General features: G+C 71.7%; 17 protein-coding genes. 8 read left to right on the forward strand and 9 right to left on the reverse strand.

Going from position 1 to position 14,312, the window contains the following annotated elements:
• Nucleotides 1–43 precede the first annotated feature (43 nt).
• From H8F25_RS17375 to H8F25_RS17385, 3 genes are read left to right on the forward strand one after another with little or no spacing between them, the layout of a single operon-like run.
• Entirely contained in the window at nt 44–310 is a 267-nt protein-coding gene (locus tag H8F25_RS17375; RefSeq protein ID WP_231596947.1) for a hypothetical protein, read from the forward strand.
• Nucleotides 307–753 carry a thiol-disulfide oxidoreductase DCC family protein gene (locus H8F25_RS17380; RefSeq protein ID WP_197211486.1) on the forward strand — a complete coding sequence of 149 codons (447 nt, stop codon included), beginning with the start codon at nt 307–309 and terminating at the stop codon, nt 751–753. The genes H8F25_RS17375 and H8F25_RS17380 overlap by 4 nt, the downstream gene beginning before the upstream one ends.
• Entirely contained in the window at nt 750–2,336 is a 1,587-nt protein-coding gene (locus H8F25_RS17385; RefSeq protein ID WP_197211487.1) for an NAD(P)/FAD-dependent oxidoreductase, read from the forward strand. The genes H8F25_RS17380 and H8F25_RS17385 overlap by 4 nt, the downstream gene beginning before the upstream one ends.
• A 54-nt stretch (nt 2,337–2,390) precedes the next feature.
• Here H8F25_RS17385 and H8F25_RS17390 read toward each other — a convergent pair whose 3' ends face one another.
• Nucleotides 2,391–2,864 carry a DUF2721 domain-containing protein gene (locus H8F25_RS17390; RefSeq protein WP_197211488.1) on the reverse strand — a complete coding sequence of 158 codons (474 nt, stop codon included), beginning with the start codon at nt 2,862–2,864 and terminating at the stop codon, nt 2,391–2,393.
• Nucleotides 2,865–2,955: 91 nt separating this feature from the next.
• Here H8F25_RS17390 and H8F25_RS17395 point away from each other — a divergent pair, with 91 nt between their 5' ends.
• Complete coding sequence (locus tag H8F25_RS17395; RefSeq protein WP_197211489.1) at nt 2,956–3,357, forward strand: OsmC family protein; 402 nt, start codon at nt 2,956–2,958, stop codon at nt 3,355–3,357.
• Nucleotides 3,358–3,390: 33 nt separating this feature from the next.
• Here H8F25_RS17395 and H8F25_RS17400 read toward each other — a convergent pair whose 3' ends face one another.
• The 3 genes from H8F25_RS17400 to H8F25_RS17410 form a co-directional block, all read right to left on the reverse strand.
• Entirely contained in the window at nt 3,391–3,963 is a 573-nt protein-coding gene (locus H8F25_RS17400) for a hypothetical protein (RefSeq protein ID WP_197211490.1), read from the reverse strand.
• Between the two features lie 220 nt (nt 3,964–4,183).
• Nucleotides 4,184–4,474 carry a cell division protein SepF gene (gene sepF, locus H8F25_RS17405; protein WP_197211491.1) on the reverse strand — a complete coding sequence of 97 codons (291 nt, stop codon included), beginning with the start codon at nt 4,472–4,474 and terminating at the stop codon, nt 4,184–4,186.
• A gap of 106 nt (nt 4,475–4,580) precedes the next feature.
• Nucleotides 4,581–4,988 carry a RidA family protein gene (locus H8F25_RS17410; protein ID WP_197211492.1) on the reverse strand — a complete coding sequence of 136 codons (408 nt, stop codon included), beginning with the start codon at nt 4,986–4,988 and terminating at the stop codon, nt 4,581–4,583.
• 213 nt (nt 4,989–5,201) lie between these two features.
• On the opposite strand from H8F25_RS17410, the gene H8F25_RS17415 reads away from it, so the two are divergent.
• Nucleotides 5,202–6,548 carry an ABC transporter ATP-binding protein gene (locus tag H8F25_RS17415; RefSeq protein WP_197211493.1) on the forward strand — a complete coding sequence of 449 codons (1,347 nt, stop codon included), beginning with the start codon at nt 5,202–5,204 and terminating at the stop codon, nt 6,546–6,548.
• A gap of 9 nt (nt 6,549–6,557) precedes the next feature.
• Here H8F25_RS17415 and gloB read toward each other — a convergent pair whose 3' ends face one another.
• Nucleotides 6,558–7,325, reverse strand: a complete 768-nt coding sequence (gene gloB / locus H8F25_RS17420) for a hydroxyacylglutathione hydrolase (RefSeq protein WP_197211494.1) — start codon at nt 7,323–7,325, stop codon at nt 6,558–6,560.
• A 65-nt stretch (nt 7,326–7,390) separates the two neighbouring features.
• On the opposite strand from gloB, the gene hisG reads away from it, so the two are divergent.
• Both hisG and H8F25_RS17430 read left to right on the forward strand, forming a co-directional pair.
• Nucleotides 7,391–8,047, forward strand: a complete 657-nt coding sequence (gene hisG / locus H8F25_RS17425) for an ATP phosphoribosyltransferase (RefSeq protein ID WP_197211495.1) — start codon at nt 7,391–7,393, stop codon at nt 8,045–8,047.
• Nucleotides 8,047–9,849, forward strand: a complete 1,803-nt coding sequence (locus tag H8F25_RS17430; RefSeq protein ID WP_197211496.1) for an ABC transporter ATP-binding protein — start codon at nt 8,047–8,049, stop codon at nt 9,847–9,849. Before hisG ends, H8F25_RS17430 begins: the two co-directional genes overlap by 1 nt.
• A gap of 66 nt (nt 9,850–9,915) precedes the next feature.
• Here H8F25_RS17430 and H8F25_RS17435 read toward each other — a convergent pair whose 3' ends face one another.
• Nucleotides 9,916–10,635 carry an alpha/beta fold hydrolase gene (locus H8F25_RS17435; protein WP_370525774.1) on the reverse strand — a complete coding sequence of 240 codons (720 nt, stop codon included), beginning with the start codon at nt 10,633–10,635 and terminating at the stop codon, nt 9,916–9,918.
• A 300-nt stretch (nt 10,636–10,935) separates the two neighbouring features.
• Here H8F25_RS17435 and H8F25_RS17440 point away from each other — a divergent pair, with 300 nt between their 5' ends.
• On the forward strand, nt 10,936–11,451 hold the full coding sequence (locus tag H8F25_RS17440) for a GNAT family N-acetyltransferase (protein ID WP_370525775.1): 516 nt from the start codon (nt 10,936–10,938) through the stop codon (nt 11,449–11,451).
• A 12-nt stretch (nt 11,452–11,463) separates the two neighbouring features.
• On the opposite strand, the gene H8F25_RS17445 is transcribed toward H8F25_RS17440, so the two are convergent.
• The 3 genes from H8F25_RS17445 to H8F25_RS17455 form a co-directional block, all read right to left on the reverse strand.
• Nucleotides 11,464–12,165 (reverse strand): TIGR04283 family arsenosugar biosynthesis glycosyltransferase, encoded by a 702-nt coding sequence (locus tag H8F25_RS17445; RefSeq protein ID WP_197211497.1) that lies wholly within the window; start codon nt 12,163–12,165, stop codon nt 11,464–11,466.
• 126 nt (nt 12,166–12,291) lie between these two features.
• Nucleotides 12,292–12,969, reverse strand: coding sequence for a TIGR04282 family arsenosugar biosynthesis glycosyltransferase (locus H8F25_RS17450; RefSeq protein WP_231596948.1), 678 nt, complete (start codon nt 12,967–12,969; stop codon nt 12,292–12,294).
• A gap of 92 nt (nt 12,970–13,061) precedes the next feature.
• Nucleotides 13,062–14,213: a trypsin-like peptidase domain-containing protein gene (locus tag H8F25_RS17455; RefSeq protein ID WP_197211499.1), complete on the reverse strand. Its 1,152-nt coding sequence runs from the start codon at nt 14,211–14,213 to the stop codon at nt 13,062–13,064.
• Nucleotides 14,214–14,312: the final 99 nt, after the last annotated feature.

Consider the following 14,312-nt stretch of genomic DNA (forward strand, 5'->3'; position numbering starts at 1 on the left):
AGGCGGGTTCCCCTAGCTTCCACTGAGTTCGGTCCACGTCACCATGGGCGGCCCATCGGCTCAGCGTCTGCGTCTGTCGCTCGGCGGCGTGATCGTCGCCCTGCTGGCCACGGGAAGCCTCGTTGAACCCGCTCTGGCGCAGCGGGTGGTGCCCAAGATCGGTTCGATCTGCCCGATGGGGTATGTCGACACCCTCGACGGCAAGTGTTCGACCCTGGGCCTGATGAGCTATACCGTGCAGCCCACCAACGGCCAGCCCTGCCCCGAGGGCTGGATGAATGTGGGCGGCGGCTACTGCCGCAGGAAATGAACGCCAGCGCGACTGCGGAGCTGACGCTCCTTTATGACGGCGCCTGCCCGCTCTGTCTTCGCGAGGTGACGTTTCTGCGTCGCCGGGACGAACGCCTGCGTCCCGGTGCGCCGCAGCTCGCCTTCGTCGACATCGACGATCCCGCCTACGACCCGGCCTCCCATGCCGGCATCGACTACCGCGCAGCGATGGGCCGCATCCATGCGGTCGCCGCCGACGGCTCGGTGCTTCGGGACGTGGACGTCTTCCGCCGCGCCTATCAGCTGGTGGGCCTGGGCTGGCTCTATGCCCCCACCCGCTGGCCGTTGCTGGGCCCGCTGGTGGATCACCTCTATGGCCTCTGGGCCGGCGCTCGGCTGCGTCTGACCCGCCGCCCCGACCTCGATGCGCTCTGCGCCCTGCGAGAGCAGCGCTGCGCCACCGGCAGCTGCGGCTGGCGATGACGGAGGCGGCGACGGCGGTCTCCTGGGCGAGCTCCGCTCCCGATCTGATCGTGGTCGGCAGCGGCCTCGGCGGCCTCTGCGCTGCCGCCATCGCCGCCCGCCAGGGCCTGGAGGTGCTGGTGCTGGAGGCCCATAGCGCCCCCGGTGGCGCCGCCCATGGCTTCCGCCGCCGCGGCTTCCACCTGGAATCGGGCCCGTCGCTGTGGAGCGGCCTGGGGCGCTGGCCCAGCCCCAATCCCCTCGCCCAGGTGCTGCGGGCGGTGGGGGAGAGCGTGCCGGTGGTGCAGTACCGGGAGTGGGGTCTGCTGCTGCCGGAGGGATCGCTGCGGGTGGGGGTCGGCGCCGATCCCTTCCGCGAGCTGGTGCGCCAGCTGCGAGGCCCGGCCGTGGCTGAGGAGTGGGAGCGCTTCCTGGCGCTGCTGGAGCCCAGCTGCCGCGCCGCCCGCTCCCTGCCGCTGCTCGCCCTGCGGCCGGGTCTGGGCATGGCCGCCACGCTTGGCTCCCAGGGGCTGTCGCTGCTGGGACAGGCCGGATCCCTGGCACGCCTGGGTGGCGGCTTCGGGGCGCTGGCCCGCCGCCACCTGCGTGATCCCTTTCTGCTGCACTGGGTGGAGCTGCTCTGCTTCCTGATCTCCGGACTGGGGATGGATCAGACCAGCACCGCCGCGATGGCCAGCCTGTTCGGGGAGTGGTTCGAGCCCGACGCCTGCCTCGATTACCCGGTCGGGGGCAGCCCGGCAGTGGTGGCGGCGCTGGTGCGTGGGCTGGAGAACCATGGCGGCGCCCTGCGCCTGCAGGCACCGGTGGCGCAGGTGCTCATCAAGGGCGGGCGCGCCACCGGTGTGCGGCTCCAGTCCGGCGAGGAGCTGGCCGCCCGTCAGGGTGTGATCGTCAACGCCGGGCCCTGGGCCCTGCCCGACCTGCTGCCCGCCGCCGCGGTGCCGGAGCGCTGGCGCCGCCGCCAGGCCGCCACCCCTGCCTGCTCAAGCTTTCTCCACTGGCACCTGGCGCTGCGCGGCTCCAGCGAGGAGTCGGCCCTGGCCTCCCTGCCCCTGCATCACGTCTGGGTGGGCGACTGGCAGCGCGGCATCGGCGCCGAGCGCAACATGGCGGTGCTGTCGATGCCCTCGCTGCTCGATCGCTCGCTGGCTCCGGCGGGGCACCAGGTGCTGCACGGCTACACCCCCGCCAATGAGCCCTGGGCCCTGTGGCAGGACCTCGAGCGCGGCACACCGGCCTATGAGCGCCTCAAGGCGGAGCGCTGCGGTCTGTTCCACGCGATCTTCGATCCCCTTCTGCCCGACTGGCGCGAGCGGCTGGTGTTCGAGCTGCAGGGCACACCGCTCACCCATCGCCACTACCTGCGCGCCCATCAGGGCAGCTATGGACCGGCCTGGCCGGCCGATCGCGGCCCCTTCCCCGGCGGCACCACCCCGATCGACAACCTCGTGCTGTGCGGCAGCGGTGTCTTCCCGGGCATCGGCGTGCCACCGGTGGCGGCCAGCGGCGCCATGGCAGCCCATCGCTTCGTGCCGGCCGCCCGTCAGCGCAGTCTGCTGGAGGAGCTCGGACTGGTGGGCTGACGTCGCCTGGGGGCCTCTCCGGGCCTGGATGCCGGTGCGGTGCCGCCCCAGGCTTCAGAAGCGACGTCGCAGCTGGTCGGCCGCCACCTGCATCTCCCCCAGGAACAGCAGCACGGCCACCATCAGGAACAGCATCGCCGCCACGAACAGCGGCACGACGATCAGGGCCAGATCGAGGCGGGCCACGGCGCTGAGAAACACCATCGACACCACGATCGCCACCAGCAGCACGGTGACGGTGCAGCACTGGATCGCGGCCATCACCAGTTCCATGCGCCGCTTCTGGATCTGGAGCTCCCGGCAGACCTGCCGGCCCGTGGCGATGGGCGCATCGCGCCGTTGATCCTGCAGCACGCGGGCCCGCTCGATGATGCGTGCCAGGCGATTGGTGAACACCCCGAGCAGCCCGCTCACTCCGGCCAGCAGGAAGACCGGGGCCAGGGACAGCTGGATCGCCCTGGCGAGCCCTTCCACCGGTGCCGTGGCCAGGAGCGTCGCGCTTGGCGGGAACGGGGCGACCAGGGGCATGACGTCGGGGGAACGCGGCCCACCCAGGCTCCCGCTGCGTCGTGCGGCCGGCAACCGCCAGAGTGACGGCGCAACCCGGGTCGCCCCTCCCATGACCACCATGCACTGCCGCTACGAGGGCGGCCTGCGCTGCGTGTCGGTGCATGAAAGCTCCGATGCCGTGCTGCACACCGATGCCCCCCTCGACAATCAGGGCCGCGGAGAGTCGTTCTCCCCCACCGATCTGGTGGCCACCGCCCTGGCGACCTGCATTCTCACGATCATGGGGATCGTCGCCGAGCGACACGGCATCGCTCTAGAGCCCTGCACCGCCACGGTGCACAAGACGATGACCACCACCGGCGTGCGCCGCATCGCCCTGCTGGAGGTCTGGATCACCCTGCCCTCAGGCCTGGGTGAGGAACAGCGGCGCCTGCTGCAGCGGGCCGCCGAGGGGTGCCCCGTCAAGCGCAGCCTCGAGGGATGCATCGCCATGGAGCTGCACTGGCACTGAGGCGGTCCAGCCCGGCCGGCGGGAGGTGGCTGCTCAGGGATGGCCGCGGCCTGACGGCAGCACCGGTGGCTGGCGGCGCTGTCCTTCCAGCCCGCGCAGGTAGGCGGCGCAGTTCCGCCGGAACAGCTCGATCACCACCGGCGGCGTCTGCAGCTCCATCCAGAAGGCCTCCGCCTCCAGCCGCTGCTCGGCGCTGCTGTACTCAGAACTGATGAGCTTGGCGTAGTGGGGGGCCATCGTCTGCAGTTCGCGGAAGGTGCGTGGCATCTGCTCATCGGCGATCGCCGTGGTCCCGGTGCATGACTGCATGATGTGCGTGGCCTCATGGGCCATCACCTCCCAGACGGCGTCCACATCGCCCATGTCGACGTTCCGCTTGCAGATCACCAACCGGTCGATGCTGCGCCCGTCGTTCTCGTAGTAGCCGGCGTGGTTGGGCGGGCAGTCGCCGGAGACGATCGTCTCGGTGCCGCTGGCATTGATAAGGTTCTCCAGCAGCCGGATGTCCTCGAGGCTGGCGGCGCGTGCCGGCAGACCCGGCAGGGCGCCGAGCAGCAGTCCGCCGGCGAGCAGGGCCGCCAGCGCTGGGGAGGGAGGCAGAGACATCCGCGGAGACGGCGTTCATCTCCAGACTGGCCAGAGATCGGCGAGACGGCCACGAAGCAGGGAGCGTCCTCGGCGCGGGCCGTGGCGCGGCTGCGGGAACCCGGTTTCAGGTCTCCAGCGGCACGCCCGCAGGGCCGCTCCACCGCTGGCTGGCTGTCGGGGCCCTCTTGATCAGGCTCCCCTCGGCGGCCTGCAGGGTCCACTGCAGATCTGCGGACACTCAGTCCTGGTCGTCGTCCTCCTCCGGCGGGAGGTCACGGTGGATCCCCACGATCGAGGGGGCGAAGAGGAACACCGTGTCGCCCAGCCGCTCGGACTGGCCATCCATCGCATAGACGCCGCCGGAGACGAAGTCGATCGTGCGCTGGGCCTCTTCGGCGGCCATGGCGCCCAGGTGCAGCACCACCGTCTTCTGCTGCTGCACCGCCACCACGACCTGCATGGCGTCCTCGAAGCGGGTGGGGGTGATCACCGTCACCTCGGGTTGCCAGGAGCCGAAGGGGGTGTCCATGGAAGTCGCCGCTGCGGGCTGGGGGCGTCGCGGATCGCCCCCAGATTGACGCAGGGATCGGGGCGGAGCCAGCCGGCGTCGCCAGTGGATCAGGCGGTGAGGCGATTCAGGCGGAGGTGGCGATCGCGTCGATCTCCACCCGCGCGCCCTTGGGCAGCGCCGCCACCTGCACGCAGGCCCGCGCCGGTGCCACCCCGCCGCTGAACACCTCGGCATAGAGGGCATTCACCCGGGCGAAGTCGGCGAGATCGGTGAGAAACACAGTCGTGCGGACCACCCGTTCCGGGCTGCTGCCGCCGGCGGCCAGCACGGCCTTCAGGTTGGCGAGCACCTGACGGGTCTCGGCTTCGACATCACCGCCGCCGACGAGCTCACCGCTGGCTGGATCGAGGGCGATCTGTCCGGAGCAGAAGAGCAGATCCCCCACCCGAACAGCCTGGTTGTAGGGACCCACCGGTGCCGGTGCCTGAGCCGTCTCGACCGCGGTGGGGACGGAGGCCGAAAGGTCGCTCATGCCACTGGAACTGCTCGGGAGAGCGTAGGGGGCGGCTGTCAGCCGATCGCCGCGACGGCTGTGGTGCGCGGCCCCGGGACCCCGCCGCCGGGCCGGGGCGTTGCCGCCCATCTCTCTCTCTCTGGGGCGGAACCTGGCTGGAGGGCCTGTGTTGTCGTCACTCCGGCGGTGTCATGGGAACCGGGGAAGGTCGCTCGAGCCCCAGCGGAGCCCATGGCCCGCAACACTGAGGCCAATGTGGAGGTCGTCACGCCGTCCGGCTTCGACCTGTTCCGTCGCTCCCGCCTGCCCTTGTCCTTCCATCACCCGTCGTCCATCGCCTCCGACGTTCTCTCCGGCGTCGGAACCGCTTCGGCCGGGGCGGTTCGGCAGGAGCCCCATGGTGTTGGAGAGGCGCCGTCGGTGCGGCTGGAGGGCATCTGGCAGCGCTACCGCACCGGAGCCGAAGGGGCGGCCCCGTCGACGTCGTCGCAGGGGGAGGACCAGGATCCCGCCGGCCTGGGTGAAGCCGCCCCGGCCGATGGCTGGACCCTGCGCGGCATCGATCTGACCCTGGGCCGCGGCGAACTGGTGGGCCTGCTGGGGCCCTCCGGATGCGGCAAGACCACGCTCCTGCGCCTGATCGCCGGTTTCGAACGGCCGCAGCGGGGCACGCTCGAACTGGATGGCCGCCTGGTGGCGGGTGAGGGCCGCTGGCTGGAGCCCGAGCGCCGCGGGGTGGGGATGGTGTTCCAGGACTACGCCCTCTTCCCCCACCTCGACGCCTGGCGGAATGCCTGCTTCGGCCTCAGGCACCGCCAGGACCGCTCCCGCGTCCAGAGGCTGCTGGAGCTTCTGGGCCTGGAGGGACTGGAGCGGCGTTACCCGCACGAACTCTCCGGCGGCCAGCGGCAGCGCCTGGCCCTGGCCCGTGCCCTGGCACCCGGCAATGGTGTGGTGCTGCTCGATGAACCCTTCTCCAACCTCGATGTGGAGGTGCGCCTGCGGCTGCGCAGCGAGCTGCCGGCCGTGCTGGCCGAATGCGGCGCCAGCGCCCTGCTGGTCACCCACGATCCCGAGGAGGCCCTGGCCGTGTGTGACCGCGTGGCGGTCCTGCATCAGGGCCGCCTGCATCAGTGCGCCAGCCCGATGGAGCTGGTCAGCCGTCCGGCCACGGCCTTCGTGGGTCGCTTCGTGCTCCAGGGCAACCTGCTGCCCGCCGAGCGCCGCGGCAGCCTGCTCCACACGCCACTCGGCGCCTTCGCGGTTCCGCAGCTGCCATCGGCGCACACGGATCTGCAGCTGCTGCTCACCCCGGAGGCGCTCACCCTGGAGCCGCTGGCGGCCGCGGAGCTGGCCGGCCCCACGCCGGAGCGGCCTGTGGCCCGGGTGCTGGGGCGGGAGTTCCTCGGCCGGGAATGGCTGGTGAGTGTCGATCTGCAGGGCCGCAGCCTGCGGGTGCGTCTGCCACTGGAGCGGCGGCTCGAGCGCGGCCAGCCCTGCGCGCTGCGTGTGCGAGAGGGGGCTGAGGCGCTGCTCTATCCCGGCGCCCTGCCGGTGCGGCCGGTGGTGGCCCCCTGAACCGGGCGCTCAGCCGCGCCAGTCGTTCTTGCTCTGGCGCAGCGCCGCCAGCTCGGCGGCGTCGCTGGCCCGCACGAACAGGTTGGTCGCCCGTTCCAGGGCCACGCTGGTGGGGATGGTGGCCTCCCCCCGGGCCCGTCGCTCCCGCACCCGGGCGAGCCGTTCCGCGATCGCCGCGTCGCCCGGGCGCTGGGCCGCCGCCCAGCCCAGGTTGGCTTCCGTGTATTCGTGGGCGCACCAGACACGGGTGGCCGGATCCAGCCCGGTGAGCGCCCGCAGCGACTGGAACATCTGCTCGGGCGTGCCCTCGAACAGCCGGCCGCAGCCGCCGGCGAACAGGGTGTCGCCGCAGAACAGCTCCGCACCCTCCTCCCCCTCTGCCGGGAGGTGAAAGGCGATGTGGGCGCGGGTGTGGCCGGGCACCTCCAGCACCTCCACGGTGCGTCCCAGCAGCGGGAAGCGGTCGCCGCCGGCCACCGACGTTGTCTGGAAGGGGATGCGGTCGCGATCGGCGCCGCTGGCCACCACCGCCGCGGCCGGCCAGCGGCGCAGCAGAGCGGGCGTGCCACCGATGTGGTCGCTGTGGTGGTGGGTCTGCAGGACCGCCACCAGCTCCAGCCCCCGTTGCTCCAGCCAGAGGCGCACCGGTTCCGCCACCGCTGGATCCACGACCGCCGCCTCGCCTCCCCGCCGCAGCACGACGACGTAGTTGTCCTGCAGGACCGGCAGGGCCGTGATCTGCAGCGGTTCGCTCTGGCTCGGCTGGGGAAGGGCCATCGGTAAAGTCCGCTCTGCGGCTGCGACCCCATGATCTTCGCCACCCCGTGTCGCGGGCGCCGTCGATGCCGCTGAGTCCTTCCCCTCCGTTCACCGTGGCCCTGGCCAAGGGAGCGCTGCTCAAGGATTCGGTGCGCCGCTTCGCCGCCGCCGGTCTTGATTTCTCCGCCCTGCTCGATCCGGACAACCGGTTGCTGCGCGTGCCCAGCGCCTGCGGCTCGGCCCAGGCCCTTCTGGTGCGCAACGCCGATGTGCCCGTGTATGTGGCCTATGGCCAGGCCCAGCTGGGGGTGGTGGGCTACGACGTTCTGCGCGAACACCGGCTGCCGATCGCCCAGCTGGTTGATCTCGGCTTCGGCGGTTGCCGCATGGCGGTGGCGGTGAAGGCCAGCAGCGGCTACCGGCGCGCCCTCGACCTGCCGGCCCACTGCCGCATCGCCAGCAAGTTCACCCGCTGTGCCGCCGATTACTTCGCGTCGCTCGATCTGCCGGTGGAGCTGATCCATCTGACCGGCTCGGTGGAGCTCGGCCCGCTCACCGGCATGAGCGAGGCCATCGTCGACCTGGTGGCCACCGGCCGAACCCTGCGTGACAACGGCCTGGTGGCGATCGAGGACCTGTTCCACAGCACCGCTCGCCTGATCGGCCATCCGCTGTCGCTGCGGCTCGATGACGGGCGTCTGCGGGGCATCGTGGAGCGCATCGGCTCCGCTGCCACCTGATGGCCTCTCTCGATGCGCGTCGCCTGCGTCGCCTGCTTCCCTACCTGGGCCGCGATCGCCGCCGGTTGCTGCTCTCGCTGCTGCTGCTGATTCCCCTGGCCCTGGCCGGCGCCATCCAGCCCGTTCTGGTGGGCCAGGCGATCTCGGTGCTGCGCAAGGAGCCCTCGGTGCTCCCCTGGCTGAACGGTCTGCCCACCGCCCAGGCGCTGCGGCTGCTGGTGGGCCTGCTGCTGGCGGCGGTCGTGCTGCGGCTCGGGCTGCAGGGCACCCAGAGCTTCAACGTGCAGGTGGTGGGCCAGCGGCTCACCGCCCGCATCCGCGACGACCTGTTCCGCCACGCCATGGAGCTGTCGCTGCGCTTCCACGACCGCACACCGGTGGGGAAGCTGCTCACACGCCTCACCAGCGATGTGGAGGCCCTGGCGGAGGTGTTCGGCAGCGGCGCCGTGGGGGTGCTGGCCGACCTGGTGTCGCTGCTGGTGATCGCGATCACGATGATCACGATCGAGTGGCGCCTCGGTCTGCTGCTGCTGATCACCCAGATTCCGGTCACCTGTGGCATCCTCTGGCTGCAGAAGCGCTACCGCCTCGCCAATTACCGGGTGCGCGAGGAGCTCTCCCAGCTCAACGCCGATCTGCAGGAGAACCTGCAGGGCCTCGAGGTGGTGCAGATGTTCCGCCGCGAAGCCGTGAACAGCGCACGTTTCGCCCGCACCACCGATGCCTATCGCCAGGCGGTGACGGGCACGATCCTCTACGACAGCGCCATCTCCGCCTTCATCGAGTGGGTGGCCCTCGGTGCGGTGGCGCTGGTGCTGGCCCTGGGGGGCTGGATGGTCACCGGTGGCCTGATCGACCTGGGCACGCTGACCACCTTCATCCTCTTCTCGCAGCGCCTGTTCGATCCGCTGCGCCAGATGGCGGAGCGCTTCACCCAGATCCAGGGCGGCCTGACGGCGGTGGAGCGGATCGGCGAACTGCTCGAGGAGCCGCTGGAGATCAGCGAGCTGCCGGCCGAGAAGCGCTCCCTGGCCGCCAGTCACGGCGCCTCACTGAGCCGCAGTCCCGGGGCGATCACCTTCGAGAACGTGAGCTTCGCCTACCGCAGTGACGATCCGATCCTGCAGGATCTGTCCTTCCGGATCGAGCCCGGCGAGCACGTGGCGCTGGTGGGTCCCACCGGTTCGGGCAAGAGCACGGTGATCCGGCTGCTCTGCCGCCTCTACGAACCGCAGCGGGGCCGCATCCTGCTCGACGGCGTCGACATCCGTGAGCTGCCGATCGCCTCGCTGCGCCGTCGGCTGGGCGTCGTGCTGCAGGACACCTTCCTGTTCAGCGGCAGCGTCGCCGACAATCTGCGCCTCGACGCCCCGGTGAGCGACGCCGAACTGGCCCACACCTGCCGGGAACTGGGCCTCGAGCCGCTGCTAACCCGCCTGGATGCGGGCCTGTCCACCGAGCTGCGGGAGCGCGGCGCCAACCTCTCCTCCGGCGAGCGGCAGCTGCTGGCGGTGGCGCGGGTGGCGATCCGTGATCCCTCCGTGCTGGTGATGGACGAGGCAACCGCCTTCCTCGATCCCTCCACCGAGGCGACGCTGCAGCGGGATCTCGAACGGCTGCTGCACGGCCGCACCGCCGTGGTGATCGCCCACCGGCTGGCCACGGTGGAGGCCGCCGACCGCATTCTGGTGCTCCGCCGCGGTCGCCTGATCGAGCAGGGAACCCACCGTCAGCTGCGGGCCGCCGGCGGTCTCTATGCGCAGCTGGCCGAGCTCCAGGACAAGGGCCTGGCCATGCTCTGAATCACCTTTCGGCCGGGGCCGCCCGCGGCCCGCGGCTGCACTGTCTCAGCTCAGGCAACCCCGGCCTCAGGCACCCGCGGCGACGCCCACCAGAACCTCCAGCTCCAGCCACTGCCTGATCAGCGCCGCCAGCTGCTGCGGTTGCTGGCGCATCGGCAGGTGGCCGACCCCCTCCAGCAGCTCCACCCGGTGGCAGGGGCTGTAGCCGGCCAGGTGCCGCACATAGCGCGGCTGCATCACGCCGTCGCGGCTGCCGGCGATCCAGAGGCTGGGCACCTGCAGCTGGCCCGCCAGCAACGGCAGCTGCCGCACCGCCCCCCGGTTGGTGCTGCAGGCCAGCAGGCTGCGGGCGGCGCGCAGGTCGGCCCGCAGTGGTGAGCGGATCGCCTCCATCCCTGGCACATCCCCCAGCCAGCCTGGGCGCCAGCGGAGGAAGGCCGCACCCCCCTGCCGCACCCTGGCGAAGGCGCGCGGTTGATAGACGCCACCTCCGGCGGCGATCTGAACCATGCCCAGGAGCTGATCACCCAGGTGGGGAGCGGCATGCAGGGCGATGCTGCCGCCGAGGGAATGGCCCAGGAGCACCACCGGACGCTGCGGCTGCCGCTCCTGCACCGCCTGGGCCAGCCAGCGGCCATAGCTCGCCAGGTTCGGCAGCAGGCCTCTCGGCCGCGGCCGACGGCCGAAGCCCGGCAGATCCGGGCTCCACAGCGTCCGGTGGTCGCCGAGCTGCTCTCTCAGGGGATCCCACAGCCGCCCGGACAGCAGCCAGCCATGCACGGCCACCAGCAGGGGGGAGCGGTCCGCGGGCGTCGACGTGACGACGGGAGCCTGTCCGGTGGGGAGAGGGAAGGGCAGGGGAGGCAGGGGCCGCTGAGAGCCGGATCACCCTGCCTCAGCGGCCCGCGCTTGCGAACCCCCTGCAACGCAGCGTCGCGGTTGGCGTGAACCCTGCAAAGGGTGCCGTTCTGCGCGGAACCGCGGGGGGATCTGCCGCGGGCGATAGCCTGAAGCCAGTGCCGGCCAGCCGTGACCGAGATCCTGCCGAGGGGAAGCAGCCTGGAGGGTCCGCGCGCAACCGCGACGGTGAGCCCTCCGATCACCCCTGGGGAGGACGCGGAAGCCACGCTCCTGCAGGGCCTGTACGGGCCTCGGCATCGCTTCTGCCCGACGCCCAATCCCCAGTTGAAGGTGGTGCTCAGCCTCGATCGCGAGATCGATCTGGTGGAGCTCGAAGGCATCTGCGATGCGGTGGGCTGGAGCCGCCGGCCGCTCAGGCGGGTGCGCAAGGCGCTGCAGAACAGCCTGCTGTGTGTCGGTCTGTGGCGCCATCACCCGCGCCTGCCCCGGCTGATCGGCTTCGCCCGCTGCACCGGCGACGGTGTGATCGAGGCCACCGTGTGGGATGTGGCTGTGCATCCGCTGTATCAGGGGGCTGGGCTGGGCCGCCAGTTGATGGCCTACGTGCTCGACGAGCTCGAGCAGCAGGGGGTGGAGCGGGTGAGCCTGTTCGCCGATCCCGGTGTGGTGGGCTTCTATTCCTCCCAGGGCTGGCAGCTCGAACCGCTGGAGCGGCGCTGCGCCTTCTGGTATGCCCCCTGAGCGGCCGGCCCCTCAGCCTCCGGGCTCGCCGTAGTAGCGCCGCGCCAGCAGTGACGGATCGACGCCACGCCTCCAGGCACGCCGCAGCAGGGCGTTGCGCCAGGTGGTGCGCCACACCCCCAGACGCCGCCAGCGCCTGCCATCGACCCGCAGCGGCCCCTGCAGCAGCCGGATCGGGGCCAGTCGGCGCAGGCGCTGGATGAACTCCAGGTCCTCCATCAGCGGCAGGGGCATCAGGCCGCCGCTGCGTTCGTAGAGGGTGCGGCTGAGCAGCAGACCCTGATCGCCATAGGGCAGGCTCCGCCAGCGGCTGCGCAGGGTGCTCAGGGCGCCCACCAGCTGCAGGGCGGGCCCTGCCGCCTCGATCGCCAGCGGGAAGGTCCAGGCCGTCTGTTCACCGGCGTGGATCGCCCGCTGGATCTCGGCCGGCCAGTCGGTGGGCAGGCGCGCGTCGGCGTGCAGCAGCAGCAGCCAGGGTCCCTCACAGACGGCGACGCCGCGCCGCAGTTGCTCGCCTCGGCCGGCAATGCTGGAGAGCACCCATGCCCCGGCCAGCCGCGCCAGCCCTGCGCTGCCATCCACGCTGCCGCCGTCCACCACCCAGATCTCGCGCAGCAGGGAGGCGGGGGCGGCCGCCAGATCCGCCAGCAGCAGCGGCAGCCGGGCCGCTTCGTTGCGGACCGGGATCACGACCGACAGGGGAGGAGCAGTCACGACCCCAGGATCGGCCCTGGCCTCCCCGCTGGCCGCTCCGGCGCCCGGGCCGGGGCAGGACATCCGGCGCTGCGGTGTGGTGCCGGTCACGGCGGGTCTGTCTTCGCCGGCCCGCCCTTGAACAGCTCATGCCCAGGTGGCACCCGGGACCGGGGCGCCGGGGTGACCGACCGCACGCCACCAGGCCAGCAGATCCGCATGGTCGTCCAGATCCCGCTGCGGTCGCAGCAGACGGGGCGGCAGATCGAGCAGCGCCGCCCGCGTCAGGGTCTGCGCCAGCACCTCGGCTCCGCCCCAGGCGATTCCGCTCATCAGCCGGGTTCCCGCCCGCTGGAAGCCGGCGCGGTTCATCCCGATCAACCAGTAGCCCCCGTCCGTGGCCGGACCGATCACGAGGGGGGCAGCCTGCAGGAGCGCCAGCGCCTTGGTCAGATCGCGGCATTCCAGCCCCGGCAGATCCGTGCCGATCAGCACCACCCGCTCGGCGCCCGCGGCGAAGCCGTGGCGCAGCTGTCGCTGCATGCGGCACCCCAGGTTGCCGCCGCCCTGCCCGCCGAACGCCACCCTGTCGGCCGGCGGCCAGTCGCTCCGGCGCTGCATCGCCCGCTGCCAGCGGCGCAGGGCTCCGGGGGCGAGGCCATCCACCGCGACCTGGAGCTGGACGCCTCGGGCGGCGACCGCCGCGGCAGCCACCAGCAGGGTGTGGCTGGTGAGGCGTCCCTGGATCGCCGCGGCCCGCTCCGAGGAGCCGCAGCTGGCGGCGAGGCGCCGTTTGCAGCGTCCGGGAGCTGGCCATCGGGCCATCACCACGATCCTGCAGGCCCCGGCAGCCGCCTGCGGGCGGCGCCGGCGCCGATGTGCTCCAGACATCCCGACGGGGCGGGAAGAGGTGGGAATCACTGCTCCTTGGGCAGTTCCGCCGGCCGCACGGTGAGGGTCTGGCGGCCGTCGCCGCGGCGGATCACCACAGCCAGGGGCTGATTCACCTGGCCGCGATCCACCGCCAGCTGCACCTCCGAGGGGTTCTTCACCGCCGCGTCGCCCACCTTCTCGATCAGATCACAGGGGCGCAGCCCCGCCCGCGCGGCGGGGCTGTTGCTCATCACATCGACCACCACGACCCCATTCACCTCCGGGACCCTGCATTCGTCGGTGCTGGCATTGATCTCGCGGGCCAGCTGGGGGGTGAGCGCCTGCAGGCGCACGCCGATGTAGGGATGGCTGGCGTAGCCGCGCTCGAGAATCTGGTCGGCGATCTGGCGGGCGGTGTTGATCGGGATCGCGAAGCTGAGGCCGGCGCCGGGGGCCTGACGGATGGCGGTGTTGATGCCGATCACCTGGCCGCGCTCATTGATCAGCGGACCGCCGCTGTTGCCTGGGTTCACGGCGGCGTCCGTCTGGATGTAGGGCACCCGCTGGCCCTCGCCGACGGCGTTGGTGCGCTGAATGGCGCTGATGATCCCGGCGGTGACGGTGTTGTCGAGGCCGAGGGGGTTGCCGATGGCGATCGCCCACTCACCGGGCCGCACCCGCGAGGAGTCGCCGAGGGTGGCCACGGGCAGGCGGGAGCCCACCACCTTCACCACCGCCACGTCGGTGAGCGGATCGGCTCCCAGCACCTTGCCGGTGAAGCTGCGGCCGTCGGGCAGGGTCACGCCCACCTCACTGGCGCCTTCCACCACGTGGGCATTGGTGAGGATGACGCCGTCGGCATCGACGATGAAGCCCGATCCCTGACCCTGTTGCTGCTGGATGGCAGGACCACGGCCGAACAGGCCCCCCATCGGGTTGATCAGCCGCTTGACCGTGTCGATGCGGACCACCGCCGGCCCGGCCTTCTCCACCGCCTTGACGATCACGTTGTCGCTGCCGGGCAGCAGCGAGGGGGCCGGAGCCTCACTGACCCGCGGCGCATCCGGCAGCCGGCGCAGGCCATTGAGGGGGCCGGTGCCGCCACAGCCGCCGAGCAGCAGCAGGGCGGCCAGGCCGAGGGGCCGCAGACGCCGGATGGGAGAGGTGCATGGAACAGCCGCACGGGAGAGAGCCATCGGCAGGCAGGGCGAGAAGGCGGATTGAGCAGGGGTTCATTTAAGGCGGACCCCCCGGCAGCGTCTGCCTATATTCAGCCCCGATGCGTTGGGTCAGCG

It is taken from the genome of Synechococcus sp. CBW1004 (genome assembly GCF_015840715.1).
GTDB lineage: Bacteria > Cyanobacteriota > Cyanobacteriia > PCC-6307 > Cyanobiaceae > Cyanobium.